This window comes from Janthinobacterium sp. GW460-12-1-14-LB5 (assembly GCF_059423585.1).
In genome coordinates, this window is the sequence record NZ_JBWKYD010000020.1 from 1 (window position 1) to 24372 (window position 24372).

A 24372-nucleotide genomic window follows, 5' to 3' on the forward strand; every position below is an offset into this window, starting at 1 on the left:
CCCGCAGGGTCCGACCCCTTTTTTCGCCCGCCGATTCTGCCGGCAAGTATGCAAAATCCATCTAAGCAAATGAGAAATGGTTAGTTCTTTTTATAACGATTGCATGTGATTATTGCGCCCTATAACTCAAAAATGTAATAAGAAGGGGTTTCCATGTCTGAAGCAACACTAGCGCCGCCCAAGGCGCGCGGAGCGCCGTTTCGGGTCATGCCGGGGTTTAAGCTGTCACTGGGCTTCACGCTCTTTTACCTGGCCTTGATCGTCCTCATTCCCTTGTCGTCGGTGTTCCTGAAAACTTTCACCATGACATGGGACGCCTTCTTCAGCGCCGTCACGTCCGACCGCGTGATGGCGTCATACCGCCTGACGTTTGGCGCCTCGCTGATCGCCGCCCTGCTGAACGTGGTGTTTGGCGGCATCCTGGCCTGGGTGCTGGTGCGCTATAAATTCCCCGGCAAGCGCATCATCGACGCCCTGGTCGACTTGCCGTTCGCCTTGCCGACGGCCGTGGCCGGCATCACCCTGACGGCCTTGTACTCGTCGAACGGCTGGTTCGGCCAGTTCATCGAAGGCGTGCTGGGCATCAAGGTGGCGTTCACGCCGCTGGGCGTGGTGGTGGCGCTGACCTTCATCGGCTTGCCGTTCGTCGTGCGCACCGTGCAACCGGTGCTGGAAGACGCGGAAAAGGAACTGGAAGAAGCGGCCGCCAGCCTGGGCGCCAATTCCCTGCAAACGTTTATCCGCGTCATCTTCCCCACGATTTTGCCATCGTTGCTGACGGGCTTTGCGCTGGCCTTCGCCCGCGCCACGGGCGAGTACGGTTCCGTGATCTTTATCGCCGGCAACATGCCGATGGTGTCGGAAATCACGCCGCTGTTCATTATTACCAAATTGGAACAATACGATTACGCGGGCGCCACGGCCATCGCCGTGGTGATGCTGGTGGTGTCTTTCCTGCTGTTGTTGACAATTAACCTGCTGCAAGCATGGACGCGCGGAAAGGCGAAGAAATCATGAGTACGAATACGACTGCCGCCGCTGGCGTGGACACTGCGCGGCCGACAGCGCGCCGCTTCGAGCCGAATGTCGGCCCCGTCGTGCTGGAGCCGCTGTGGGTGCGCACGGTATTGATCACCATCGCCTTGCTGTTCCTGACGACATTCCTCATCGTGCCCCTGGTGGCCGTGTTTGCGGAAGCGTTCAAGAAGGGCTGGGAAGCGTATATCGCCGCCATCATCGACCCGGACGCGATTTCCGCCATCAAGTTGACCCTGATCACGGCCGCCATCGCCGTGCCGCTGAACCTGGTGTTCGGCGTGGCCGCTTCGTGGTGCATCGCCAAGTTCGAGTTCCGCGGCAAGAGCATTTTATTGACCCTGATCGACTTGCCGTTTTCCGTCTCGCCCGTGATTTCCGGCCTGATCTACGTGCTGATGTTTGGCGCCCAGGGTTGGTTCGGCCCGTGGCTGCAGGCGCACGACATCAAGATTTTGTTCGCCGTGCCCGGCATCGTGCTGGCCACCATCTTCATTACCTTCCCCTTCGTGGCGCGCGAACTGATCCCGCTGATGCAGTCGCAAGGCAGCGAAGAGGAAGAGGCCGCCATCGTGCTGGGCGCCTCGGGCTGGAACACTTTCCGCAGAGTCACCTTGCCAAATATCAAATGGGGCTTGCTGTATGGCGTGATCCTGTGCAATGCCCGCGCCATGGGCGAATTCGGCGCCGTGTCCGTCGTCTCCGGCCATATCCGCGGCGAAACGAACACCATGCCCTTGCAGGTGGAGATTCTGTACAACGAGTACAACTTCGCCGCCGCGTTTGCCGTCGCCTCGCTGCTGGCCTTGCTGGCGCTGGTGACCCTGGCCTTGAAAGCCTTTATTGAGTGGCGTTTGAACGAGAGCGACGCCGACGATTCCGCCTTACGTTCTACGGAGCACTGATATGACCATCGCAGTTAAAAACATCAATAAACGCTTCGGCGATTTCGTCGCCCTCGACAATATCTCGCTGGACTTTCCCGCTGGCGAATTGACGGCCCTGCTGGGCCCGTCGGGTTGCGGTAAAACAACCTTGCTGCGCATTATTGCCGGCCTGGAACATCCTGACAGCGGCCAGGTGCTGCTCGATGCGGAAGACGCGTCGAACCGCCACGTGCGCGAGCGGCAAGTCGGTTTCGTGTTTCAACACTATGCGCTGTTCAAGCACATGACGGTGTTCGAAAACGTGGCGTTTGGCTTGCGCGTGAAGTCGCGCAGCGAGCGTCCGTCGGAAGACCAGATCCGCCGTAAAGTGAAAGATTTGCTGGAGCTGGTGCAGCTGGACTGGCTGGCCGACCGCTATCCGCCGCAACTGTCGGGCGGACAACGCCAGCGCATCGCCCTGGCGCGCGCCCTGGCCGTCGAACCGCGCGTGCTGCTGCTCGACGAACCGTTCGGCGCGCTCGACGCCAAGGTGCGCAAGGAATTGCGCCGCTGGCTGCGCCGCCTGCACGACGACTTGCACGTGACCAGCATTTTCGTCACGCATGACCAGGAAGAGGCGCTGGAAGTGGCGGACCAGGTGGTGCTGATGAACAAGGGCACGGTCGAGCAACTCGGTTCCCCAGAGCAAGTCTACAACCACCCGGCCTCGCCGTTCGTGTACGGTTTCCTGGGCAACGTCAACCTGTTCCACGGCCGCGTGCATGACGGCGTGATGGCCACGGGCGACGCCAGTTTCGAGGTGCCCGATTACGCGGGCGTGAGCGACAGCAAGGGCACGGCCTATGTGCGTCCGCACGACCTGGAAATCGACCGCTACACGCAGGGTGCGGAAGGCATCGTCGTGAAACTGAGCCGCGCGCATGCCATCGGCCCGCTGGCCCAGCTGGACTTGCAGCGCGTCGATAACAGCGAACTGATCGAAGCGGTGATGTCGAACGAGCGTTTTACCCATCTGCAGCTGAAGGAAGGCGAGACATTAGTTGTCCGTCCGAAACGCCTCCATGTATTTGTTGAACCCACCCGAACTTGATACAGGATAGCCATGAACTTTCAACAATTGCGATCGATCCGCGAAGCGGCCCGCCGCGGCTATAACCTGACGGAAGTGGCGAACGCCCTGTTCACGTCGCAACCGGGCGTGAGCCGGCAAATCCGCGAACTCGAAGACGAGCTGGGCGTGGTGATTTTCGAGCGTAACGGCAAGCGTTTGACGGGCTTGACGGAGCCGGGCAAGGGCATCCTGAAGATCGTCGACCGCCTGCTGATCGAGGCGGAAAACCTGCAGCAGGCCAGCCTCGAATACAGCGGCCAGACCAGCGGAACCTTGTCCGTGGCGGCCACGCACACGCAGGCGCGCTATGCGTTGCCGAAAGTGGTGCAAAGCTTCCGCGCCGCTTTCCCCGAGGTGCGTATTGCGCTACAACAAAGCGCACCCGAGCACATTGCGGAATGGGTGCTCTCGGGCAAGACCGACATCGGCATCGCTACGGAAGGCCTGAGCCAGTTCCCCGACCTCGTGTCGTTCCCGTGCTACCGCTGGAGCCATCTGATCGTCGTGCCGGACGGCCATCCGCTGCTCGAGCATTCGCCGATCCGCCTGGAAGACCTGGCGAAATACCCGCTGATTACCTACGACAAGGGTTTCACGGGCCGGGGCCATATCGACGATGCGTTCGCCAAGGCGGGCGTGGCCACCGATATCATCCTCACGGCCATGGATTCCGACGTCATCAAGCAATACGTGGCGCTGGGCCTGGGCGTGGGCATCGTCGCCTCGATGGCCTTCGACCATGGCCGCGACAAGGGGCTGCGGGCCGTGGAAGCGTCGCATCTGTTCGCCACCAACACGACGCGCCTGGCCGTGCGCCGCGGCGCCTACCTGCGCGCCTATGCCTACGAGTTCATCCTGCAACTGGCGCCGGACCTGACGCGCGAAGACATCGACCGCGCCATGGCGGGCGAGGACGCGCTTTAAGCCAGTGCGGCCCGCTGCGCGCGGGTCAGGCTGGCCACGGCGCGCGCATGGCTATCCTGCACCAGTTCCATCAGGTAATCGGCAGGAAAACGCGCCACATCGACGATGGTGACCCAGTGAAAGCGGCCCATGTAGCGGGCCGGTTTCACGCACGGCATGTCCGTCAGTTCGACAAAGCGTTCCGCGCTGACGCGCAGGCTGAAGCGCCACTGCTCGGGCATGCTGGTCTTGAAATACGCAAATTTCTTGCCGCCCACTTCATACACGAGGATGTTCGACGGCGCACCGTACAGCACGGCTTGCGCGCCGGGCAGGGCTGCGCAAAAGTCTTTCAGATCATCGTTTGTCATTCGTCAACCGCCATGAATTGTTGCGTGCTATGGTCGAAGGCATAGGCCGCGCCGGCCGGAGCGTCCAGCAGCTTAATAAAACGGTCGTCCACGCCGAGCACGGCGCCCAGCGAGACGAGGGCCACGTTGGCGCTGTCGTTCATGTAGTCGTCGCTTTCGTCGTTGGCCGTGAAGCGCCAGCCGCTGTCGTCGGCGTTGTCCGGCTCCTCGCGGTACAGGTAGCCGACGGGCGCGCCGTCTTCCAGCACTTTTTTCGTCACGAAGCACAGGCCCGCGTAGCGGTTGACGAGGTTGTCGTCATCGTCGTGCTGCGTATTGATGATGTGGCGCGCCTCGAAGGCGACGGGGTCCTTGGCGCGCAGATCGGCGATGTAGCCGGGCATGTTGTCGAGCTTGCCCGTAAAGTGGCCATTTGCCTCGACCGTGTCGACCAGCACCCACATGCGCTCGGCGCCCGGCGCCTGCGGATCGTCGCTGTGGAAGGCGAAGATCAGCTTGACCACCTCGCCGGGGCGCACCTGGGCGATGGCCTCGGGCGGCGATTTATAGAAAGTGTAGCGATGGCGCGCCGCCAGTTCGGCGGCGTCGGCCAGGTGCCAGCTGGGCATGGTGATCCGTTCTCAAGAAGAGTAGCACCCATGGTAGCCGATTGCGGGCCAGGATGACTACCCGTACGCCAGGGAGCCGGCCGGAATGAAAACGGGAGGCAAATGCCTCCCGTGCTGCCTTGCTCTATTGCCAGCTATTACCAGCTATAGCCAGCCTTGGCATAGTAATAGCGGCCGTTGAAGCCGTTTGGCGCGAAGATGCTGTAGGGCTGGGTGCCGTTGACGTTCAGGTTACCGTTGCTCGTCACTTGCGCCGGGTAGCGGTTGGTGACGTTGTCGATGCCGGCCACCAGACGCCAGTTCTTGCCCAGTTTCACGGAACCGGACACGTCCAGCACCCATTGCGGGTCATACGTCTGGTCCAGCTTGACGTCGTTCTGCGGCACGGTGAAGCTGCCGTAGCGCGTTACGACGCCGTGCGCATTCCAGATGCCGAAGCCGTAGTCGGCGGCCAGGCTGAACTTGTCCTTCGGCGAGGCCACCGTGATGCGGTCGATGCTCTGGCGGTCGATCAGTTTCAGGTTGTTGGCCGTCAGGATGGCCGGATTGTCGGCGATTTTCCGTACCGTGCTCTTGTTGTGGTTGTACGCCACGGTGAGGTCCAGGCGGTCCTTGTCCTGCAGGTCGATGCGGTAGGTGCTGACGATGTCCACGCCTTCCGTGCGCGTGTCGACGGCGTTGGTGAAGTAGCGTCCCGAACCCACGGGCGTGCCCTGCGCGGCCAGGATGCTCTTCAAATCATTGTTGAGGATCAGATTGGCCGAAAACAGGATACGGTTGTCGATGTCGATGCGGTAGGCATCCACCGTCGTCGTGAAGTTGCGGTTGGGCTGGAACTGCAGGCCCAGGCTGTAGTTGCGGGCCTTTTCCGGTTTCAGGTCTTGTGCACCGAGGGCGCGCGCCTGCGGCGTGTTGACGGCGAAGGTGCCCGTCTCGATCGGCGTGTTGACGCCGTTGACGACCTGGAAGTTGGTGGTGGTGATGGTGTAGTACTGCTGCGCCAGCGATGGCGCGCGGAAGCCGCTCGACACCGTGCCGCGCAGGGACAGCGCGTCCGTGAACGCATAGCGGGCCGAACCCTTGGCCGAGGTGGTGCTGCCGAAGTCGCTGTAGCGCTCATGGCGCAGGGCCACGCCGCCGGACAGTTTCTTCGTCGCTTCCGCTTCCAGGTTCACATAGATCGACTCGTTGTGGCGCGAGTGGCTGCCCGCGTTGGCGGGACGGAAGCCGGCAAAGCCTTGCGAGCCGCTACCCGTGTACGAGGCTGCGTCGCCGGCGCCGATCGTGTATTTTTCATGGCGTGCTTCGGCACCCACGGCCACCGTCAGCGGGCCGGAGAAGGCGGCCACGGGGAATTCGCGCGCCGCATCGAGGTTGAATACGGTCTGTTCGTTTTTCAGCGAGCCGGCATAGAAGTGCGTGGGGCTGTTCGCGCCCAGCGACTGGTTGACCGTGTTGTCCAGGTCCAGCTCGAACTTGTTGCTGCCGTAATTGATGCTGGCATCCCAGCGCCAGCCGGCCGCCTCGCCGCGCAAGCCCGTCACCAAGGACTGGTCGGTCAGGGTGCTGTTTTGCAGCGGCAAGAAGCCTTCCGGGAAGATCGGCGTGCGCTGGACGAACAGCTTCGAATTGTTCGGGTCCGTGATCAGCGCCGTGCGCCAGGTAGCGGCGGCCGACGTGTCGCGCTTGCCGTAGTTGCCGAAGGCATACCAGTCGAGGTTGTCGCTGATATGGTATTCGCTGTTGAGGAATATCGTTGCCGGCTTGCTTTCCGGGTCGCCATAGCGCTGGTTGACCTTGCCGTAGCGTGGTTCCAGCGGATTGCGGAAGTCGGCGCCGGCGCGGTTGGTCGGGTCGCGCTCCGCCACTTCCGCCGAGACGCGCACCCAGCCGTCGTCGCCCAGGGCGAAGCCGGCCGAACCCTTGATGGATTTTTGCTTGCCGTCGCGTTCCTGCGTCTGGCCATAGCCCACTTCGATATCGCCGCCGGCCGCGCCTTTTTTCAGGATGATGTTGATCACGCCGGCGATCGCGTCGGAGCCGTACTGGGCCGCCGCGCCATCGCGCAGCACTTCCACGTGGTCGATGGCGGCCAGGGGAATGGCGTTCAGGTCGACGGGCGCCGAGCCGCGGCCCAGCGAGCCGTTGACGTTGACCACGGCCGAGGTATAGCGGCGCTTGCCGTTCACCAGCACCAGGGTCTGGTCGGGCGACAGGCCGCGCAATTGCGCCGGACGCACGGCGTCGCTGGCGTCGGCGCCCGTGGCGCGGGCAAAGTTCAGCGATGGCAGCAGGCGCGCCAGCACGGTGGCCAGTTCGCCCGAACCCGTGCTTTGCAGGTCGCGCGAGGTGAGGATGTCGATCGGCGATTCGGAATCGATGGTGCGGCGGTTCTTGGCGAAGGTGCCGGTGACCACTACCGATTGCAATTCGCCTTCGGCCGGCAGCTCTTGCTGCGCTTGCGCCTGCATGGGCAGGCTGAAGCAGGCGATCAGGCTGGCGGCGATAACGGTTTTCACGGGCAGGGCGGGAACGTGTTGGCGGGCGGTGCTTGAACTCATCGACGATATCTCTTCGGTTGGTGGTTGCGCGGACCATGGCGGTCCGGTGATGCAATCAGATTAACAGTGGGCACGCGGCGTGCTTACGAATCGTTCTGTCTATCGATATGCAATAAATATCTGAAAGACGTCGACATGGTGCGCGTAGCGCATATGGCCTCGTTTCCAGCATACGACCGGGTACGGCAAGGCCGCAATGCTGCACAGCAGTAAATTGCCGGCTGTTGTATAAATACGACTATCTGCGATGGGCGTGGGAAGTGGGGGGGGGGGGGGGGGGGTCTGGCGGCGGTACGCGCCGCCAGACGGCGGGGCTTACTGCCCCGGATTGGGCAGGCAAGAGTGGATGGCGTCGACGGCCGCCACCAGTTCCGGCGACAAGGTAACTTGATGGGCGTCGATATTTTGCTGCAACTGCGCCACGCTGGTGGCGCCGATGATGGTCGAGGCGACGAACCAGCGCGAGTAGCACCAGGTCAGCGCCAGCTGCGCCGGCGTCAAGCCGTGCGCGCGGGCCAGCGCCGCATACTGGCTGGCTGCCGCGATGGTGGCGGGGCGCACGTAGCGGGGACTCCAGCCGGCCGGAAAGCGCGTCAGGCGGCCCTGGGCTTGCGGATCGTCGAGGTACTTCGCCGTCAGCTGGCCGAACGCCAGCGGGCTGTAGGCCAGCAAGCTGACGTTTTCGCGGTGGCAGGTTTCATCGAGCAAGCTCGTCTCGAAATGGCGCGCCGTCAGGTTGTACAGGTTCTGGATCGATGCGATGCGCGGCAAGCCTTTCAGCTCGGCCTGCTTGATGTATTCGCACACGCCCCACGACGATTCGTTCGACACGCCGATGTGGCCGATCTTGCCTTCGTCGACCAGCTTGCCCAGCACGGCCAGCGTGTCTTCGATGGCGACCGACGCGTGCTCCTTGCGCGGGTTGTACACGCTTGCGCCGAAGATGGGCAGGTTGCGGCTGGGCCAGTGCAATTGATACAGGTCAATGTGCTCCGTCTGCAGCCGGCGCAAACTGTCTTCGACGGCGGCGCGGATGTTGACCGCGTCGTGATCCGTCTTGCCCTTGCGTATCCAGTGCATGCGCGAGTTCGGCCCGGCCACCTTGCTGGCCAGCACGATGTCGCCGCGCTTGCCGCTTTTCTTCAGCCAGCTGCCGATGTAGCGCTCGGTGCTGCCCTGCGTCTGCGCGCTGGCCATCACCGGATACATTTCGGCCGTGTCGATGAAGTTGATGCCCCGTTCCAGCGCGTAATCGAGCTGGCTGTGCGCTTCGGCTTCGCTGTTCTGCTCGCCGAAGGTCATCGTGCCCAGGCAGATCCGGCTCACTTCCAGGCCGCTGGAACCGAGTCTGACCTTGGCTATCATGCCGGCTGCCTGCCGCGCAGCGCGCGCGCGCAATCCTTGATCAGGGCCGGACCCGCATAGATCAGGCCGCTGTACAGCTGCACCAGTTGCGCGCCCGCCTCGAACTTGGCCACGGCATCTTTGCCCTGCATGATGCCGCCCACGCCGATGATGGGCAGGGCGTCGCCCAGTTCCGCCTTCAGCAAACGGATGACATTGTTCGACAGCTCGAACACGGGCGCGCCCGACAGGCCGCCCGCCTCGGCGCCGTGCGGCATGCCTTCGACGGCGCTGCGCGACAGGGTCGTGTTGGTGGCGATGACGCCGTCGATGCGGTGGCGCGTGAGCGACTCGGCGATGCTTTTCACCTGCTCGCCATCCATGTCCGGGGCGATCTTCAGGGCCAGCGGCACGTAGCGCTTGTGCTTGTCGGCCAGGCGCGCCTGGGCATCCTTCAATTGCGACAGCAGGGCGTCGAGTTCGGACGCACCCTGCAGCTGGCGCAAATTCTTGGTGTTCGGCGACGAGATGTTCACCGTCACATAGCTGGCGTACGGATAGACTTTTTCCAGGCACAGCAGATAGTCGTCGGCGGCCCGCTCGATGGGCGTATCGGCGTTCTTGCCGATGTTCAGGCCCAGCACGCCGGCGCGCTCCTGGTAGAACTTCGACGCCTGCACGTTGGCGACAAACGCGTCCACGCCGCCATTATTGAAACCCATGCGGTTGATGATGCCCTGCGCCTGCGGCAGGCGGAACATGCGCGGTTGCGGATTGCCCGCCTGCGCGCGCGGCGTGACGGTGCCCACTTCGATGGAGCCGAAACCCAGGTCGGCCAGCGCATCGATATAGGCGCCATCCTTGTCCAGGCCGGCGGCCAGGCCGACGGGATTGGGGAAGGTGATGCCCATCACCGTGCGCGGATCAGCAGCCGGTTTGCCGGCCAGCTTCGTCAGGCCCAGCGCGCTGGCGCGTTTCAGGGCGGGCAGGGTGAAATGGTGGGCCGCTTCGGCATCCATCGAAAACAGCAGCGGGCGGGCGAGGGAGTACAGGAATTTTTCAGACATGGGGCGCTTTGAGTAGGTGTGCGGGCCGCCGGGAAGGGCTGGCGGCGCGCGAAATAAGTGCCGTATTTTACCGTGTTCCGCGCGGCGGCCGGGTGTATAGTTCTTGTTGGTCTGATGCAATATTAATCCCTTGATAATCTGCATCGAGCCCTGGACTTTCCTGTTTCTTCCCTGTTCCCTTGACTTCATAAGCGAGACATCGATTGAAAAAGACACGCATCCTGACCGCTATCGCGGCCGCCAGCGCATTGCTGCTGAGTCACCCGGCCCTGGCCCTGCCCAATACGCAAGACACCCGCATGCTGAGTGAACCGGCCGTTTCCAGCCGCCACATCGCCTTCATCTATGCGGGCGATTTATGGCTATCGAACCTCGACGGCGGCGGCGCGCGGCGCCTGACGTCCGACCTGGGCGACAAGTCCAATCCCGTCTTTTCGCCTGACGGCAGCCTGATCGCGTACAGCGCCAACATCGACGGCAATGTCGACGTGTACGTAATAGCGGCGGCCGGCGGCGTGCCGCGCCGCCTGACCTTCCACCCGGGTGTTGATCTGGCGCAATCGTTCACGCCCGATGGTCAGTCCGTGATGTTCACCTCGCCCCGCGCCGCCTTCAATAACCGCTTCCAGAAGCTGTTCACGGTGCCCGTGGCGGGCGGCGTGGAAACCCAGCTGGAAATCCCCAACGCGTCGCGCGCCACGTATTCGCCCGATGGCAAGCGCATCGCCTACAACCCCCTGATGCCCGCCTTCAAACAGTGGAAGCGCTACCGGGGCGGCACCAATTCCTGGCTGTGGCTGTTTTCGTCCAGCGACAAGTCGATCGAAAAAATCCCCCAGCCGACCACGCGCTCGAACGACGTCGACCCGATGTGGATAGGCGACAGCGTGTACTTCCGCTCCGACCGCAACGGCGAATTCAACCTGTTTGCCTACGACGTCAAGACGAAGGCCGTGCGCCAGTTGACGCAGCACAAGGATTTCCCCGTGCTCAACGCGTCGGCCGCGAACGGCACCATCGTCTACGAGCAGGCCGGCTATCTGCACTCGTTTGACATCGCCAGCGGCCAGGCGCGCAAGCTGAGCATCGGCGTGGCCAGCGACCTGGGGCAGACGCGCCCCCGCTGGGTCAAGAATGCGAAATACATCCGCGACGCGTCGATTTCGCCGTCGGGCGCGCGCATCGCCTTCGAATACCGGGGCGAGATCGTCACCATCCCCGCCGACAAGGGCGACGTGCGCAACCTGACGCAGACGGCCGGCGCGCACGAGCGCACGCCGATCTGGTCGCCCGATGGCCGCTCGGTCGCGTATTTCTCGGACGAGTCGGGAGAATATGCGCTGCATGTGCGGGCACAGGACGGCAAGGGCGCCGTGAAAAAGCTCAAGCTCAATGGCAGCGGCTTCTATGACAACGCCGTCTGGTCGCCCGACAGCAGGAAGATCGCGTTTGCCGACAATGGCTGGAGCATGTACGTGATCGACGTCGGCAACGGCAAGGTGCAAAAGATCGCCACGGAGCCGATGTATGGCGTCGACAAGAGCATGCGCGCTTCGTGGGCGCCCGATTCGCGCTGGCTGGCCTACACGCTCAATTCGCCCACCTACACGCGCAGCGCCTACATCTATTCCGTCGAGCAGAACAAGTCGATGCCCGTCACCGATGGCCTGTCCGACGTGGCCCAGCCCGTGTTCGACAAGAGCGGCAAATACCTGTACTTCTTCGCGTCGACGAATGCTGGCCCCAGCAACAACTGGTTCTCGCAGCAGAATGAGGACAATCTGGTGACGCGCACCGTGTGGATGGCTGTGCTGCGGCGCGACCTGCCGTCGCCGCTGATCAAGGAAAGCGACGAGGAAAAGGCCGCCGGCGCGGAGAGTAAAAAAGACACGGCGAAGGCGGAAGCGGAGCCTAAGAACGAGCCGAAGACCGATCCGAAGACGGGCCGCGACGACCCGAAAGTGACGGTGGCGCCCGTGGCGCCGATCAGCATCGATTTCGACGGTATCGCCACGCGCATCGTCGACCTGCCGCTGCCTGCCGCGCAGTTTTCCAGCCTGACGGCCGGCGCCGCGGGGCAGATATTGCTGTTGCGCGAAAGCGACGGCAAGAAGGCCGTGCAGCGCTTCGATCTGAAGGAGCGCAAGGCGGAAACCGTGGTGGCCGAAGCCGATGATTTCGAGGTCTCGGCCGACGGCAAGAAGCTGCTGTACCGCCAGAAGGACAACTGGGCCATGGGCTCCGCCACGGGCAAGCTGCTGGCGCCCGGCGAAGGCAAGATCAAGGTCGACGCCATCGAGGTGAAGGCCGATCCGCGCGCCGAGTGGACGCAGATTTTCAATGAAGTGTGGCGCATCAACCGCGATTACTTCTATGACCCGGGCATGCATGGCGTGGACTGGAAGGCCATGCGCGACAAGTACGCCGTGTTCCTGCCCGAGCTGTCCAGCCGCGCGGACCTGAACCGGTTGATACAGTGGATGTGCAGCGAACTGGCCGTGGGCCACCACCGCGGCGGCGGCGGCGACGACTTTATCGAGACGAAGAAGGTGCCCGGGGGCTTGCTGGGCGCCGATTATGAAGTGCGCGACGGCCATTACCGCTTCAAGAAGGTGTATGGCGGCTTGAACTGGAATCCGGCCCTGCGCGCGCCGCTGACGGAGCCGGGCCTGAACGTCAAGGCGGGCGAATACCTGCTGGCCGTCGACAGCCGCCCTTTGTTGCCGCCGACCAACCTGTACAGCGCCTTCGAGAACACGGCCGGCAAGGCCATCGACCTGACCGTGGGGCCATCGGCCGACGGCAAGGGCGCGCGCACGATCACTGTGGTGCCCGTGCCGACGGAGGATGCCTTGCGCAACCGCGACTGGATCGAAGGCAATATGCGCAAGGTCAATGCGGCCACCAATGGCAAGGTGGCCTACGTGTACGTGCCGAATACGGCGGGACTGGGCCACACCTACTTCAAGCGCTATTTCTTCCCGCAGGCGGACAGGCAGGCCATCATCGTCGATGAGCGTTTCAATGGCGGCGGCAGCGTGGCCGATTACTACATCGAGATCCTGCAGAAGAAGGAAATCGCCTGGTGGACCATGCGCTATGGCGCCGACATGAAGACGCCGTCCGCCTCGATCCAGGGGCCGCGCGCCATGCTGATCGACGAGACGGCCGGCTCGGGCGGCGACCTGCTGCCGTGGATGTTCCGTAAGAACAACATGGGTCCGCTGATCGGCAAGGCCACGTGGGGCGGCCTGGTGGGCATTCTCGGCTTCCCCGTGCTGATGGATGGCGGCTCCATCACGGCGCCGAACCTGGCGTTCTGGACGCGCGAAAACGGCTGGGGCGTGGAAAACGAAGGCGTGCCGCCCGATATCGAAGTCGAGCAAACGCCGGCCGACGTCATCGCCGGGCGCGATCCGCAGCTGGAAAAGGCGATCGAGGTGATCCAGGCCGAACTGGCGAAGAACCCGCCCGCGCGGCCTGCACGTCCGGCGTTTCCGGACAAGAGCAAGTAGGCAATGGAAAAGGGGCGCAAGCCCTTTTTTTACATCACGACCCACTGCCCCTTGATGCGCGCTTCCAGCGGCTTGAAGTTGATTTTATAGGCCATCTTCGGACTTTGTTCTATCCAGTAGCCCAGGTAGATGTAGGGCAGGCGCAGTTCCTGCGCCTGGGCGATCTGCCACAGCACGTTGTAGGTGCCGTACGAGGCGCCCGGCACGTCGGGATCGAAAAACGTGTAGACGGACGACAGGCCATCGGCCAGCACGTCGATGATGCTGACCATGCGCAGGGTGCCGTCCGGTTCGCGGAACTCCACCAGGCGCGTGTTGACGCGGCTTTGCAGCAGGAATTGCGCGTACTGGTCGCGGCTGTCCTGGTCCATGCCGCCGCCCGCGTGGCGCGTGCTCTGGTAGCGCAGATACAGCTCGTAGTGCTCGTCGAGGAAGGACAGGGTGGCCACGCCCGCCTGCAGGTCGGCATGGCGGTTCCAGGCGCGGCGCTGGTTGCGGTTGGGGGTGAACGATTGCGTTACGACGCGTACGGGAATGCAGGCCTGGCAGCCGTCGCAATACGGGCGGTAGGTGAAAATGCCGCTGCGGCGAAAGCCGTTGCGCACCAGTTCCGAATACACGTCGCTGTTGATCAGGTGCGATGGCGTGGCCACCTGCGAGCGGGCCTGGCGGTCGTCCAGGTAGCTGCACGGGTAGGGCGCCGTCGTGTAGAACTGCAGGGTGGCAAACGGTAGTTCGTTCAGGTGCGTCATGCTGATCCTGTCTGGTCTGTCCGCGGCAATGGAAATGTGCCTGAAGATATCATAGCTTTTTTATGCGGGTGGCGCAGCATGCCAATCGGTGATTTGCGCTGCTTCAATAGCGACGCGCACGTGGGCCAGGAAGCGGGCGCGCGAAATGGGCGCCGCGCCCAGCGAGGCCAGGTGCTTCGTTTCTTGCTGGCAGTCAATCATAGCCACGCCGCGCGCCCGTAAAAAACGCACGAGGTGCGCCAGCGCGATCTTCGAACCGTCCGAAACGCGGGCGAACATCGATTCGCCATAGAACATGCGCCCGATCGATACGCCGTACGCGCCGCCCACCAGTTCGCCGTCCAGCCACAGCTCCGACGAGTGCGCGTAGCCCAGCTTGTGCAAGCCCGTGTAGCCGGCGATGATCTCGTCGGAAATCCAGGTGCCAGGGCCATCCTTGCGCGGCGCCGCGCAGGCGCGCATGACGGCGTCGAAATCGCTGTCGAATCGCAGCTGCCAGCGCCCGTCCGTGGCGGCGCTGCGCTCGACCTTGCGGATCGCCTTGGCCAGGCTGTCGGACACCTTGAAGTCGTCCGTCATCAGCACCATGCGCGGATCGGTGCTCCACCAGAGTATGGGCTGGCCCTCGGAAAACCAGGGGAAGATGCCGTGCTTGTAGGCGTCGAGCAGGCGCGCGGGCGACAGGTCGGCGCCGGCCGCCAGCAGGCCGGGCGCCTCGTCTTTCAGGGCGCGCGAGACGTCGGGAAACGGGGTGTGGATGTCGAGCCAGGGAATCATGCAGGGTCAATTGGCAGGTGAGGGGGGGGCTTACTCGGCATCCGCGCGCGCCATCGGGCGCGTGATGTCGCCCGTATGGAAGCCGTAGCTGCCGCCTTCGCGGATTTTCACGCGGTCGGCAAAGAACAGTTCCAGGGTGGCGCGGATGGTGGGGAAGGCCAGGTCATCCCAGGGAATCTGCGCTTCCGTAAACAGCCGCACGTCCAGGCTTTCGATGCCCGGCGCGAAATCGAGGTCGCGCAGGCGCGCCAGGTAGAACAGGTGCACCTGGTGCACGCGCTGCACGTTGAGCAGCGAAAACAGGGGCCCCAGTTCGATATTCGCGCCCGCTTCCTCCACCGTTTCGCGCTCGGCCGCATCGGACGTCGTTTCATCGTTTTCCATGAAGCCGGCCGGCAGGGTCCAGTAACCGAGGCGCGGCTCGATGGCTCGCTTGCACAGCAAGACCTGCAGCTGGCCATCCTCTTCCCACACGGGGATGGAGCCGACCACCATTTTCGGGTTCTGGTAATGGATGGCGTCGCAGTTGGCGCACACATAGCGGGGACGGTTGTCGCCTTCCGGAATGGACAGGCTGACAGGATGGGCGCATTCGGAGCAGAATTTCATGGGCAGGCTTCGGAAAAATGGGTGTCTGGTGTAACGCTTACTGTACACCGATTGCGCGCTGTGTGGCGTGACGGGCGGACACAATGCCAACCGGCAATTGGCCTGGTTTTATAATTAAATAGCTCTATTGCAGTCTAAGTTGAGATAGCTATTGCCTAAGCCACCCGTTTGCCCTTATAATTCAAGTGCGGGGTGGAGCAGTCTGGCAGCTCGTCGGGCTCATAACCCGAAGGTCACAGGTTCAAATCCTGTCCCCGCAACCAATACCGGAAAGCCGCTGATTCTTGCAAAAGATCGGCGGCTTTTTCCATTTCCACCCAGGAACAATATTCGCCAGGCGGGGCAGGCATGACATTGTCAAATCATGCCCTTTACGCCGCGCAACAATCTGGTATATAATTCGAGTGCGGGGTGGAGCAGTCTGGCAGCTCGTCGGGCTCATAACCCGAAGGTCACAGGTTCAAATCCTGTCCCCGCAACCAATTCGAAGCCGCTGGTTCCTCGCAAGAGGGCCAGCGGTTTTTTCGTTTACGGCGCGGTGTCTTCTGCCAGCTGGCGCGCGTACACGACCAGCCGCAGGTGGCGGTCCGCATCGATGGTCAGCGAGGTGTGCTCGTACGCGATGTCCTCGCCGCCGATGGTCAGGCGGCGCACGCCGGCGCATGGCGCATGCACGTCATGGCGGCGCCACCATAGCTTGAATTCGGGAGAGACTTTTTCCAGTTCGTCCACCAGCGCGTGGATATCGGCTTCCTGCGTGGCGCGCGCATAGTCGCGGCGAAAGCTCGACAGTATCAGCGGCGCCTGCTCTTCCCAGGCCGTGAAGCGCGAGCGCAGCAGCGGGTCGGTAAACAAGAGCCACAGCAGGTTGCGGCGCGCGGCGGCATGCGCGCCAAAGCCGAACAGGGCGTCCGCTCCCGCATTGAACGCCAGCACGTCCCAGCGCAGGTTGAGCACATAGGCCGGATGCGCCAGTTCGTGCATCAGGCGGCGCACGGGCGGCGGCACCACGCAAAACGTCTTGCCCTCTTCGGCGGGCGGACGCGCATGCGCGAGCAGGAACAGGTGGCGCCGCTCGCCCGCATCGAGCTTGAGCACCTGCGCCAGCTTGTCGAGAAAGGCGCTCGAGACGCCGATGTCGCGCCCCTGCTCCAGCCAGGTGTACCAGGTCAGCCCCACGCCGGCCAGCGCCGCCACTTCCTCGCGGCGCAAGCCCGGCGTCCTGCGCCGCCCGCCACCGGGCAAACCCACGTCTTCGGGCGACAGCCGCGCGCGGCGCGCCTGCAGGTAGGCGGCCAGTTCGTGGCGGGTGCGGGCCAAAGTGCGCATGGTGGGGGTTTTCCGGTGAGCCTGTTGCTATCAGTAATAGCATAAACAGTTAAATTGTAATTGTTTATATTGTATTCCAGAATGCCTGCTTTCTTCCCGAAAGCTTGCCCATGTCTGACTATTCTTCCTCCCGCGCACCCGCACTTGCCGATGCCGCGCTGCCCGCCACCGTCTACCTGATCGCCGTGGGCGCGTTCGCGCTGGGCATGGCGTCGTATGTGACGGCGGGCCTGATGCCGATGATTGCCAGTGCCTTTTCCATCTCCCTGGCCATGGCCGCGCAGCTGGTAACGGCGTTTACGCTGGCCTATGGCCTCGGCTCGCCCCTGGCCGTGGCCTTGCTGCCGGCGCGCGCGCAGCGCTCCGGCCTGTTGACCGCCCTGGGCGTATTCGTGCTGGCGAATGGGGCCAGCGCGCTGGCGCCCGGTTTTACCAGTCTGCTGGCGTGGCGGGCCGTGGCCGGCATCGGGGCGGGCGTCTACCTGGCGCTGGGCATCGCGGCGGCGGCGGGCGTGTCGGCGCCGCGGCAGCGCGGCAAGGCCATCGGTGCGATCATGGGCGGCATGGCGGGCGGCACGGTGCTGGGCGTGCCTTTGAGCCTGTTGCTGGCGCAGCAGCTGGGCTGGACGGCGGCCCTGTGGCTGGTCGCCGGCCTCGGTGCGCTGGCGCTGGCGGGCTTGCTGTGGAAGCTGCCCGCGCTGCCGGAAGTACCGGCGACCTCGCTGCGCCGCAAGCTGGCCTTGCTGGCCGATGGGCAGGTGCTGGCCATTTTGCTCGTGTCGCTGCTGGCGGCCATCGCCAGCCTGGGCATGTACACGTTTATTGCGCCGCTGCTGGCGTGGTCCGCGCACGGCGCCGCGATATCCGCCACGCCCTTCCTGTGGGCCTGGGGCGTGGGCGGCATCGCGGGCAGCGTATTGGTCGGGCCATGGGCGGATAAGGTGGCGGCGCCGAAGCTGACCTGCCTCATCTTGCTGCTGCTGGCGCTGGCCTTGGGCGCGCTGCCGCTGGCGGCCGGCTGGTCGGCCTGGCTGATGCTGGCGCCGATCGTGCTGTGGGGCGCGGCCGGCTGGGCCCTGCAAGTGCCGCAGAACCAGCAACTGCTGGCCGTGCGCGCGCGGCAGGGCGACGGCAACCTGGCCATCGCCCTCAATGAATCGGCGCTGTACCTGGGCAGCGCCATCGGCGCCGCCGCAGGTGGGGTGCTGCTCGTGCTCAACTGGCCCATGTGGCTGCTGGCGGCCGGCGCCGCCCTGGTCGCCGCCGCCGCGTTGCTGCTGCAGCTGCCGGCCGCGCGGCGCGGCTAGCCTTTTTTCGCCAGCTGCATGCCCACGGGCAGGGCGCGGATGCGCTTGCCCGTGGCGGCGAAGATGGCGTTGCACAGGGCCGGCGCGATGGGCGGCGTGGCCGGCTCGCCCACGCCGCCCAGCTCCATGTCCAGGGTACCGGGCACCAGGTGCGTGTGGATCACGTGGGGCGCGTCGGCGGCGCGCAGCACGCTATAGTCGTGGAAATTGCTTTGCTCGACCCGGCCATTCTTAAAGCTGATCTCGCCGCTCATGGCCAGCGACAGGCCCATGATGCAGGCGCCTTCGATCTGCGAGCGCACGCGGTCCGGATTGATCTGCGGGCCGCAATCCATGGCGATATCGACCCTGGGCACGATGACTTCGCCGGCCGCATTGATTTCCACTTCGATCACGGCCGCCACATAGGTGACGAAACTGTAGGACACGGCCAGGCCCAGCCCCCGTCCCTTGGGCAGCTTGCGGCCCCAGCCCGCCTTGGCCGTCGCCAGTTCGATCACGTGGCGCATGCGGCCTATGTCGACCGGATACTTCGCCGGATCTTCGCCATAGTTCCAGCCATCGGACAGGTCGGCCGGGTTGATCTTGCGCGCGGGGCCCAGCAATGCCAGCAGGTAGTCGCGGTGATCCTTCTTTGCCGCGTGCGCCAGTTCGGCCGTGAACGACTGGATGGCAAACGCGTGCGGGATATTCGACACGGAACGGAACCAGCCGATGCGCGTATGGGCCGGCACTTCGGGTACCTCGACGCGGATGTTCGCAATGGCGAACGGCACGTTGATGGCCGACATGCCCAGCTCGAACGGCGCCTGCTTGTTCGCGCCGGCGGCAAAGGTCGAGGTGATGGTGGGGGCGGCCGTGCGGTGCAGCCAGGCCGTCGGCATGCCCTTCGCATCCAGCGACGCTTCCAGCCGTTCGACGGACACCGTGTGCAGATAGTCGTGCTGCAGGTCGTCGTCGCGCGTCCACGTCAGCTTGACGGGCGCGCCATCCATGGCTTTCGACAGCAGCGCCGCCTCGACGGCGAAATCGGGCTTCGATTTGCGCCCGAAACCGCCGCCCAGCAGGGTCACGTGGACGGTGACGTCGTCATACGCCAGGCCCAGGGCCTTGGCCACGTTGCTGCGCGTCGCCTGCGGCGCCTGCACGCAGGCCCACACTTCGGCCTTGCCGCCGGCGATGCGCACGGTGGCGGCGGGCGGCTCCATGGTGGCGTGGGCCAGGTGGGGCAGATAATATTCGGCACTGAGTTTGCGCGCGGCGGGAGCGGCGGCCAGGGTGGCCACCGTCTTGCCCTGGTCGCGCGCCGGGCTGGCCGGCTGGCGCACGGCAGCTTCCAGGGTCTTGCGGAAGGCTTTCGAGTCGTAATCGCCGTTCGGGCCATCGTCCCATTCCAGCACCAGCGCTTCGCGGCCCTTGATGGCGGCCCAGGTATTTTTCGCGATGACGGCCACGCCGCCCAGCGGATTGAACATGGCCGGCGGCGGACTGCCTGCCAGTTCGACGATGCGCAGCACGCCCGGCACCTTCAGGGCCGCCGTCTTGTCCACGCTTTTCAGCTTGCCGCCGAAGACGGGCGGACGGGCGATGACGGCGTACGCCATGCCGTCGAGGCGCGTGTCGATGCCGAAGTGGGTATTGCCCGTGACGATGTCGTGCAGGTCGATGCCGCGCGTGCTGCTTTGGCCTATATAACGCAGCTCGCCCGCCGTTTTCAGGCTGATGCGCGCGCGTGGCGGCACCGGCAGCTTGGCCGCTTCCTCGGCCAGCGCGCCGAACGACAGCGAGCGTCCGCTGGCCGCATGCACGACCGCATGGTTGACGGCCTTGACTTGCGTCACGGGCACGTCCCAGCGCACGGCGGCTGCCGTTTCCAGCATCAGGCGCGCCGTGGCGCCCACGTGGCGCATGGCGCGGAACGAGTGGCGCATGCTGCGCGAGCCGTCCGTATCCTGGCTGCCGTAGCGCGCCTCGTCGGCGGGCGCCTGCTGCACGCGCACCTGCGCCCAGTCGGCGCCCAGTTCGTCGGCCGCCACCATGGGCAGGCTGGTGCGGATGCCCTGTCCCATTTCGGAGCGGTGTACAACGATGGTGACGATGCCGTCGGCGGCGATTGACAGGAAGACCAGGGTGTCGTCGACCACGCCGCCCGCCATCTTGTCGCCGCCGTATTTGACGGCATCGGCCGCCATCACGAGGCCGGAAGGGCCGGCCACGAGGGTCAAGCCGGCCAGCGCGCCGGCGGCCTTGAGCCAGTGGCGCCGCGCAGGCGAATGTGCGGCGGCAGTGTCATGGATGCTCATTTGGCCGCTCCTTTCGCGTGGATACTGGCCGAGGCCTGCCTGATGGCCGCGTGGATGCGCGTGTAGGTGCCGCAGCGGCAGATATTGCCGCTCATCGCTTCGCGGATTTGCTGGTCGTTCGGTCTTGGCGTCTTGTGCAGCAGGGCCGTGGCCGACATGATCTGGCCAGCCTGGCAATAGCCGCATTGTGGCACGCCGTGTTCCTGCCAGGCTTGCTGTAGCGCAAAGCCGACCTTGTCTTCGCCCACCGCTTCGATGGTGGTAATCTTCTTGCCGGCGGCGGCCGACACGGGCGTCACGCAGGAGCGGATCGCTTCGCCGTCGAGGTGCACGGTGCAGGCGCCGCACAGGGCCATGCCGCAGCCGAATTTGGTGCCGGTCATGCCCAGTTCGTCGCGCAAGGCCCACAGCAGGGGCGTGTCTTCAGGCAGTGCAAGTTCGTGCTGCTTGCCATTGATGGTCAGGGTCGTCATGTGTATTCCTCGGAGTGGGGATGGTGCGGGGACGCGCGACGGCCATCCGGCATATGGATGAGCGCATCAGTATCGGATGGTAGCACCAGCCGCCCTGCGCTGCATGGCGGAGGCCGGTGGCATACTGCGGCTTCCGATATTGGAGTTTTCCATGACATACATCACAGTGGCGCAAGGCTTGCCCGACATTCTCGCTCCCGGCTTGCAGGTGGTTTTTTGCGGCCTCAATCCCGGCGTGGACGCGGCGGCGGCCGGCCACCATTTTCTCGGCCGCGGCAACCGCTTCTGGCCCGTGCTGCACCTGGCCGGCTTCACGCCGCACCTGGTGGCGCCGCAGGACGATGCCAGCGTGCTCGGTTTCGGGCTGGGATTGACGGCGGCCGTCGGGCGTCCGACCAGCCGCGCGGACCAGGTGGGAACGGACGAATTCGCGCAAGCGGCGGCCGGCCTGCAGCACAAACTGGCATTGATGCAGCCGCAGTGGATCGCCTTCCTGGGCAAGGCCGCCTACGCGGCGATGACGGGAAAACGCCAGCTGGAATGGGGCGAACAGCCGGAGCGCTTCGGCGGCGCGCGCGTGTGGATACTGCCCAATCCCAGTGGCCTCAATCGCGGCTATTCGAAGGAACGGCTGGTCGAGGCCTACGCGGAACTCAGGCGCGCGCTGGGCTGACGTACCCGCGCGCGGCGCAACACATGGGCGGCCTGGTTCAGCGCGGCTGCTCCAGCTGCGCGTACACGGCGCCGGCGATCTTGCCCAGTTCCTGCTTGGGCAGGCTCGCCGAGAGGGCGTAACCGAGCTGGCCGTCGATCCAGTAAAACACGCTCAGATCCTTTTCCTGCGCGTAGCGGAAGGCCGTTTCCTGCTTGCCGGCCCGTTCTTTCGCCACGTACAGGGTCAGGCGCTGGCCTTTGCCATCTTCATACATGAATTGCGCCACGGGGCCGTCGCCATCGCCGGGCAGCAGGCGCCCGCCGATCAGGTGATAGCCGAGCGGCGACAGCGCGGGCGGCTGCAATTTGCTGCCCAGGCGTTTCGACAGCCATTGCACCAGGTGCGCCTCCTGTTCCGCGCCTACTTCCACGGGGTGGCGCACTTCGGGCGTGTAGACGGCATGGGCGATGGCGGCGCTGCGCGCCAGGGAAACCGGGCTGGCGCCGGGGGGCACGCCATCGCCGCCGCGCAGCAGCCAGCCGCCCGCGCCGCCCGCGAGCACCAGCACGACGGCCGCTGCCGCCTGCATGGCGGGGCGGCGCCAGGCGCCGTTCGCCGCCGGCGGGGCCGCCGCCTGCAGCAGCGCCGGGGGCACAGCGTCGTCCAGCACGGGATCGAACAGGGCGCGCAATTGCCGGTTCTGTTCGCGCCAGGCGTCCACCCTGGCGGCGTCCCCGGGATGCGCGCGCAGGTGGGCGTCGACGGCCGCGCGCTGGTCTTCGGGCAGGACGCCGTCGGCCAGGGCGTGCAATTGCGCTTCGCTGATGGCTTGCGTTGTCATTTCACGACTTTCAGGGTGGGTGGGCCGCTGCCCTGGCTGCCGGCAGGGCGGCCGTCGAGCAGTTCGCGCAGCCGGTCGCGCCCGCGCGCCAGCCGCGACATGACTGTGCCGACGGGGATGTCCAGGGTGGCCGCCACCTGCTCGTACGGCATCTGTTCCAGCGCGACCAGAAGGATCACTTCGCGCTGCCCCAGCGGCAAACGGGCCAGCGCCGCATCCATTTCGCCGATGGCGATGGCTTGCCCCGGCGCGTGCTCAGGGGCGGGCAGCACGGTATCGTCGTCGAGCTCCTGCAGGGCCAGGCCGGGGCGGCGCAGCTGGTCCACGTGCAGGTTATGCATGATGGAAAACAGCCAGGGCCGCATCTCGCCGCCGCGCTGCCACTGGTCGAACTTGCGCCAGGCCCGCTCCACGGTGTCCTGCACCAGGTCGTCCGCGTGCGCGGCGCCGGCCAGCGCGCGCGCATAGCGGCGCAGGCCGGGCAGGCACGCTTGCAGCTGGCGGCTGTCCTCTTGCATGGTCATCGTGGTGGCGGGATGGTGAGCTTAGGGCTTGACGACGTGCCACACGTTCTTGAAATTGTCGCCGGCCACGTCGCCCGGCTTCTTGTCTTCCTTGTACAGGTACAGGGGCTTGCCCTTGTAGGTCAGCTGCATGGCGCCGTTGTCTTCGCGCTTGATGCTGCCATACGGGGCGGCGGGCGCCGCGTCGGTGGCGATGACGGCGGGCCAGGCGACCAGGCAGCCGCCGCTGCAGGCGCTCTTGCCGCTGTCGGCGACATCCTTGTCGAACACGTACACGGTCATGCCGCTGGCGTTGACCAGCATGCCGTTGGCGGGCATGACGTCGGCGGCGAAGGCCAGCGGGGCGGACAATAGGGCGGCGAGGGTGGCGATAGCAGTAAAGCGCATGATGGTCTCCTTGAGGTTTGGTGGGCTTGCAAGGGATAGACGCATGCCGCCCGCCGTTTATTCCCGCTCGTTTGAAATATTTTTTGCCGGAGCGTGCAGGCTGGCCCACAGGTGGGCGGCCGCCATGGTGCGGTGCGGCGCGTACTGGCGCAGCCACTGCTCCGTGCGCGCCATGTCCGGCTTGACCTCTTCGCCGAGCAGTTTTTGCAGGGCGGCGCGGATGGCCACGTCGCCGTGCAGCGAGCAGTCGGCATAGCCGTAGCCGCGCAGCAGCGCGTAATTGACGGTCCACGGGCCGATGCCCTTCACGGCCAGCAGCGCCTGCGAAATGGCCGCCACGTCGCCGGAAGGGGGCAGTTCCAGCGACAATTCCCCGTCGTCGACCAGGCGCGCCAGGCGCAGCACGGTTTCCGCCTTGGCGCGCGAGAATTTGCGGCTGGTCAAATCCTCGATTTCCAGCCGCGCCACATCGCGCGCCTCGGGGTAGCACCACAAGCCGCTGGCATGCCGGCGCCCCGCCTGCAAAATAAACGTGCGGCGCAGGGAAATGGCGAACGACAGATTGATCTGCTGGCCGATGATGGCCCAGGTCAGCGCCTCGAAGGGGCTGGCCGATTGCACGATGCGCAAGCCCGGATTGACGCTTATCAAAGGCGCCAGCAGCGGGTCGGCGGCGGCCAGCAGGGCGAACGGCTGCGGGTCGATGCGCAGGCCGAGGATGTTGAGCAGGGCGCCGTGCAGCGCCGTTTGCACAGCGTCACTGGCGCCGCCGTCGATCTCGGCGCGGCAAACGGCCGCAGCGTCCGTGAAGGCCACGTCCAGCACCACGGGCACGCCGGCAAGCAGGATGCCCTTGCGCAGGCCTGCTGCGGTGACCTGTTCGGCGACGGCTTCCCCGTCGCGGCTGTGAAAGGCGATGACGTCGTCGCGGCGGTAGCCGGCGGGCAGGGGGAGGGTCCAGTGCAGCAGGGTCATGGTGGCCAAATTCAGTGAAGGTAGCAGGGGTGCGCCGC

Annotated in this window: 22 protein-coding genes and 2 tRNA genes; 9 read left to right on the forward strand and 15 right to left on the reverse strand. The window is 64.9% G+C overall.

Annotation, left to right across the window (positions count from 1 at the left end; all coding sequences use genetic code 11):
• The first annotated feature begins 207 nt into the window (after positions 1 to 207).
• Genes cysT through AC07X6_RS20125 form a run of 4 tightly spaced genes read left to right on the forward strand, consistent with a single transcriptional unit; the run spans position 208 to position 3957 of the window.
• Entirely contained in the window at positions 208 to 1017 is an 810-nt protein-coding gene (cysT, locus tag AC07X6_RS20110) for a sulfate ABC transporter permease subunit CysT (RefSeq protein WP_099408869.1), read from the forward strand.
• Positions 1014 to 1940, forward strand: a complete 927-nt coding sequence (gene cysW / locus AC07X6_RS20115) for a sulfate ABC transporter permease subunit CysW (protein ID WP_230539751.1) — start codon at positions 1014 to 1016, stop codon at positions 1938 to 1940. Before cysT ends, cysW begins: the two co-directional genes overlap by 4 nt.
• A gap of 1 nt (position 1941) precedes the next feature.
• Positions 1942 to 3012, forward strand: coding sequence for a sulfate/molybdate ABC transporter ATP-binding protein (locus tag AC07X6_RS20120; protein WP_035821525.1), 1071 nt, complete (start codon positions 1942 to 1944; stop codon positions 3010 to 3012).
• Between the two features lie 12 nt (positions 3013 to 3024).
• Complete coding sequence (locus AC07X6_RS20125; protein ID WP_034785189.1) at positions 3025 to 3957, forward strand: CysB family HTH-type transcriptional regulator; 933 nt, start codon at positions 3025 to 3027, stop codon at positions 3955 to 3957.
• Here the strand turns inward: AC07X6_RS20125 and AC07X6_RS20130 are convergent.
• The 5 genes from AC07X6_RS20130 to AC07X6_RS20150 all read right to left on the reverse strand — a co-directional run bounded on the left by AC07X6_RS20130 (position 3954) and on the right by AC07X6_RS20150 (position 9887).
• Complete coding sequence (locus AC07X6_RS20130) at positions 3954 to 4307, reverse strand: MmcQ/YjbR family DNA-binding protein (protein ID WP_494792145.1); 354 nt, start codon at positions 4305 to 4307, stop codon at positions 3954 to 3956. The genes AC07X6_RS20125 and AC07X6_RS20130 overlap by 4 nt on opposite strands.
• A complete protein-coding gene (locus AC07X6_RS20135; protein WP_494792146.1) occupies positions 4304 to 4915 on the reverse strand; it encodes an immunity protein Imm33 domain-containing protein in 612 nt (203 codons plus the stop codon). The genes AC07X6_RS20130 and AC07X6_RS20135 overlap by 4 nt, the downstream gene beginning before the upstream one ends.
• Positions 4916 to 5052: 137 nt before the next feature.
• Entirely contained in the window at positions 5053 to 7476 is a 2424-nt protein-coding gene (locus tag AC07X6_RS20140; RefSeq protein ID WP_494792147.1) for a TonB-dependent receptor plug domain-containing protein, read from the reverse strand.
• A gap of 315 nt (positions 7477 to 7791) precedes the next feature.
• Positions 7792 to 8838 (reverse strand): aldo/keto reductase, encoded by a 1047-nt coding sequence (locus tag AC07X6_RS20145; protein WP_494792207.1) that lies wholly within the window; start codon positions 8836 to 8838, stop codon positions 7792 to 7794.
• Positions 8838 to 9887, reverse strand: a complete 1050-nt coding sequence (locus AC07X6_RS20150; protein ID WP_494792148.1) for a quinone-dependent dihydroorotate dehydrogenase — start codon at positions 9885 to 9887, stop codon at positions 8838 to 8840. The genes AC07X6_RS20145 and AC07X6_RS20150 overlap by 1 nt, the downstream gene beginning before the upstream one ends.
• Before the next feature lie 203 nt (positions 9888 to 10090).
• Between AC07X6_RS20150 and AC07X6_RS20155 the strand changes: the two genes are divergently transcribed.
• Positions 10091 to 13402: a S41 family peptidase gene (locus AC07X6_RS20155; protein WP_494792149.1), complete on the forward strand. Its 3312-nt coding sequence runs from the start codon at positions 10091 to 10093 to the stop codon at positions 13400 to 13402.
• Between the two features lie 29 nt (positions 13403 to 13431).
• On the opposite strand, the gene AC07X6_RS20160 is transcribed toward AC07X6_RS20155, so the two are convergent.
• Genes AC07X6_RS20160 through AC07X6_RS20170 form a run of 3 tightly spaced genes read right to left on the reverse strand, consistent with a single transcriptional unit; the run spans position 13432 to position 15540 of the window.
• Complete coding sequence (locus AC07X6_RS20160) at positions 13432 to 14154, reverse strand: arginyltransferase (protein ID WP_230539743.1); 723 nt, start codon at positions 14152 to 14154, stop codon at positions 13432 to 13434.
• A 60-nt stretch (positions 14155 to 14214) separates the two neighbouring features.
• A complete protein-coding gene (gene aat / locus AC07X6_RS20165) occupies positions 14215 to 14931 on the reverse strand; it encodes a leucyl/phenylalanyl-tRNA--protein transferase (protein ID WP_494792150.1) in 717 nt (238 codons plus the stop codon).
• Positions 14932 to 14961: 30 nt separating this feature from the next.
• A complete protein-coding gene (locus AC07X6_RS20170; protein WP_230539741.1) occupies positions 14962 to 15540 on the reverse strand; it encodes an NUDIX hydrolase in 579 nt (192 codons plus the stop codon).
• A 186-nt stretch (positions 15541 to 15726) separates the two neighbouring features.
• Here AC07X6_RS20170 and AC07X6_RS20175 point away from each other — a divergent pair.
• Both AC07X6_RS20175 and AC07X6_RS20180 read left to right on the forward strand, forming a co-directional pair.
• Positions 15727 to 15803 (forward strand) — tRNA-Met (locus AC07X6_RS20175).
• A gap of 142 nt (positions 15804 to 15945) precedes the next feature.
• A tRNA-Met gene (locus AC07X6_RS20180) sits at positions 15946 to 16022 on the forward strand.
• Positions 16023 to 16068: 46 nt separating this feature from the next.
• Here the strand turns inward: AC07X6_RS20180 and AC07X6_RS20185 are convergent.
• On the reverse strand, positions 16069 to 16869 hold the full coding sequence (locus tag AC07X6_RS20185; protein ID WP_494792151.1) for a helix-turn-helix transcriptional regulator: 801 nt from the start codon (positions 16867 to 16869) through the stop codon (positions 16069 to 16071).
• A gap of 110 nt (positions 16870 to 16979) precedes the next feature.
• Here AC07X6_RS20185 and AC07X6_RS20190 point away from each other — a divergent pair, with 110 nt between their 5' ends.
• Positions 16980 to 18176 (forward strand): MFS transporter, encoded by a 1197-nt coding sequence (locus AC07X6_RS20190; protein ID WP_494792152.1) that lies wholly within the window; start codon positions 16980 to 16982, stop codon positions 18174 to 18176.
• Here the strand turns inward: AC07X6_RS20190 and AC07X6_RS20195 are convergent.
• Together AC07X6_RS20195 and AC07X6_RS20200 are read right to left on the reverse strand one after the other, a co-directional pair.
• Positions 18173 to 20479, reverse strand: coding sequence for a xanthine dehydrogenase family protein molybdopterin-binding subunit (locus tag AC07X6_RS20195; RefSeq protein ID WP_494792153.1), 2307 nt, complete (start codon positions 20477 to 20479; stop codon positions 18173 to 18175). The two genes, AC07X6_RS20190 and AC07X6_RS20195, sit on opposite strands and share 4 nt — an antisense overlap.
• Positions 20476 to 20952: a (2Fe-2S)-binding protein gene (locus tag AC07X6_RS20200; protein ID WP_494792154.1), complete on the reverse strand. Its 477-nt coding sequence runs from the start codon at positions 20950 to 20952 to the stop codon at positions 20476 to 20478. The genes AC07X6_RS20195 and AC07X6_RS20200 overlap by 4 nt, the downstream gene beginning before the upstream one ends.
• A 151-nt stretch (positions 20953 to 21103) precedes the next feature.
• Between AC07X6_RS20200 and mug the strand changes: the two genes are divergently transcribed.
• On the forward strand, positions 21104 to 21625 hold the full coding sequence (gene mug / locus AC07X6_RS20205; protein ID WP_474292506.1) for a G/U mismatch-specific DNA glycosylase: 522 nt from the start codon (positions 21104 to 21106) through the stop codon (positions 21623 to 21625).
• 37 nt (positions 21626 to 21662) lie between these two features.
• Here the strand turns inward: mug and AC07X6_RS20210 are convergent, their stop codons facing one another.
• Genes AC07X6_RS20210 through AC07X6_RS20225 form a run of 4 tightly spaced genes read right to left on the reverse strand, consistent with a single transcriptional unit; the run spans position 21663 to position 24334 of the window.
• Entirely contained in the window at positions 21663 to 22448 is a 786-nt protein-coding gene (locus AC07X6_RS20210; protein WP_494792155.1) for an anti-sigma factor family protein, read from the reverse strand.
• The gene (locus tag AC07X6_RS20215) at positions 22445 to 22966 is read right to left on the reverse strand and encodes an RNA polymerase sigma factor (RefSeq protein ID WP_494792156.1); all 522 of its coding nucleotides are present in this window, start codon (positions 22964 to 22966) and stop codon (positions 22445 to 22447) included. The genes AC07X6_RS20210 and AC07X6_RS20215 overlap by 4 nt, the downstream gene beginning before the upstream one ends.
• 27 nt (positions 22967 to 22993) lie before the next feature.
• Positions 22994 to 23359, reverse strand: a complete 366-nt coding sequence (locus AC07X6_RS20220; RefSeq protein WP_409028005.1) for a COG4315 family predicted lipoprotein — start codon at positions 23357 to 23359, stop codon at positions 22994 to 22996.
• A 57-nt stretch (positions 23360 to 23416) separates the two neighbouring features.
• Positions 23417 to 24334 carry a DNA-3-methyladenine glycosylase family protein gene (locus AC07X6_RS20225; protein WP_494792157.1) on the reverse strand — a complete coding sequence of 306 codons (918 nt, stop codon included), beginning with the start codon at positions 24332 to 24334 and terminating at the stop codon, positions 23417 to 23419.
• Positions 24335 to 24372 lie beyond the last annotated feature (38 nt).

Excerpts from the sequence above, each read along its gene's own strand:
- AC07X6_RS20160 (WP_230539743.1), bottom strand. The coding sequence starts at position 14,154 with ATGACGCACCTGAACGAACTACCGTTTGCCACCCTGCAGTTCTACACG.
- AC07X6_RS20200 (WP_494792154.1), bottom strand. The coding sequence starts at position 20,952 with ATGACGACCCTGACCATCAATGGCAAGCAGCACGAACTTGCACTGCCT.
- cysT (WP_099408869.1), top strand. The coding sequence starts at position 208 with ATGCCGGGGTTTAAGCTGTCACTGGGCTTCACGCTCTTTTACCTGGCC.
- AC07X6_RS20190 (WP_494792152.1), top strand. The coding sequence starts at position 16,980 with ATGTCTGACTATTCTTCCTCCCGCGCACCCGCACTTGCCGATGCCGCG.
- AC07X6_RS20130 (WP_494792145.1), bottom strand. The coding sequence starts at position 4,307 with ATGACAAACGATGATCTGAAAGACTTTTGCGCAGCCCTGCCCGGCGCG.
- aat (WP_494792150.1), bottom strand. The coding sequence starts at position 14,931 with ATGATTCCCTGGCTCGACATCCACACCCCGTTTCCCGACGTCTCGCGC.
- AC07X6_RS20220 (WP_409028005.1), bottom strand. The coding sequence starts at position 23,359 with ATGCGCTTTACTGCTATCGCCACCCTCGCCGCCCTATTGTCCGCCCCG.
- AC07X6_RS20135 (WP_494792146.1), bottom strand. The coding sequence starts at position 4,915 with ATGCCCAGCTGGCACCTGGCCGACGCCGCCGAACTGGCGGCGCGCCAT.
- AC07X6_RS20140 (WP_494792147.1), bottom strand. The coding sequence starts at position 7,476 with ATGAGTTCAAGCACCGCCCGCCAACACGTTCCCGCCCTGCCCGTGAAA.
- AC07X6_RS20120 (WP_035821525.1), top strand. The coding sequence starts at position 1,942 with ATGACCATCGCAGTTAAAAACATCAATAAACGCTTCGGCGATTTCGTC.
- AC07X6_RS20210 (WP_494792155.1), bottom strand. The coding sequence starts at position 22,448 with ATGACAACGCAAGCCATCAGCGAAGCGCAATTGCACGCCCTGGCCGAC.
- AC07X6_RS20150 (WP_494792148.1), bottom strand. The coding sequence starts at position 9,887 with ATGTCTGAAAAATTCCTGTACTCCCTCGCCCGCCCGCTGCTGTTTTCG.
- AC07X6_RS20195 (WP_494792153.1), bottom strand. The coding sequence starts at position 20,479 with ATGAGCATCCATGACACTGCCGCCGCACATTCGCCTGCGCGGCGCCAC.
- cysW (WP_230539751.1), top strand. The coding sequence starts at position 1,014 with ATGAGTACGAATACGACTGCCGCCGCTGGCGTGGACACTGCGCGGCCG.
- mug (WP_474292506.1), top strand. The coding sequence starts at position 21,104 with ATGACATACATCACAGTGGCGCAAGGCTTGCCCGACATTCTCGCTCCC.
- AC07X6_RS20185 (WP_494792151.1), bottom strand. The coding sequence starts at position 16,869 with ATGCGCACTTTGGCCCGCACCCGCCACGAACTGGCCGCCTACCTGCAG.
- AC07X6_RS20215 (WP_494792156.1), bottom strand. The coding sequence starts at position 22,966 with ATGCAAGAGGACAGCCGCCAGCTGCAAGCGTGCCTGCCCGGCCTGCGC.
- AC07X6_RS20225 (WP_494792157.1), bottom strand. The coding sequence starts at position 24,334 with ATGACCCTGCTGCACTGGACCCTCCCCCTGCCCGCCGGCTACCGCCGC.
- AC07X6_RS20125 (WP_034785189.1), top strand. The coding sequence starts at position 3,025 with ATGAACTTTCAACAATTGCGATCGATCCGCGAAGCGGCCCGCCGCGGC.
- AC07X6_RS20170 (WP_230539741.1), bottom strand. The coding sequence starts at position 15,540 with ATGAAATTCTGCTCCGAATGCGCCCATCCTGTCAGCCTGTCCATTCCG.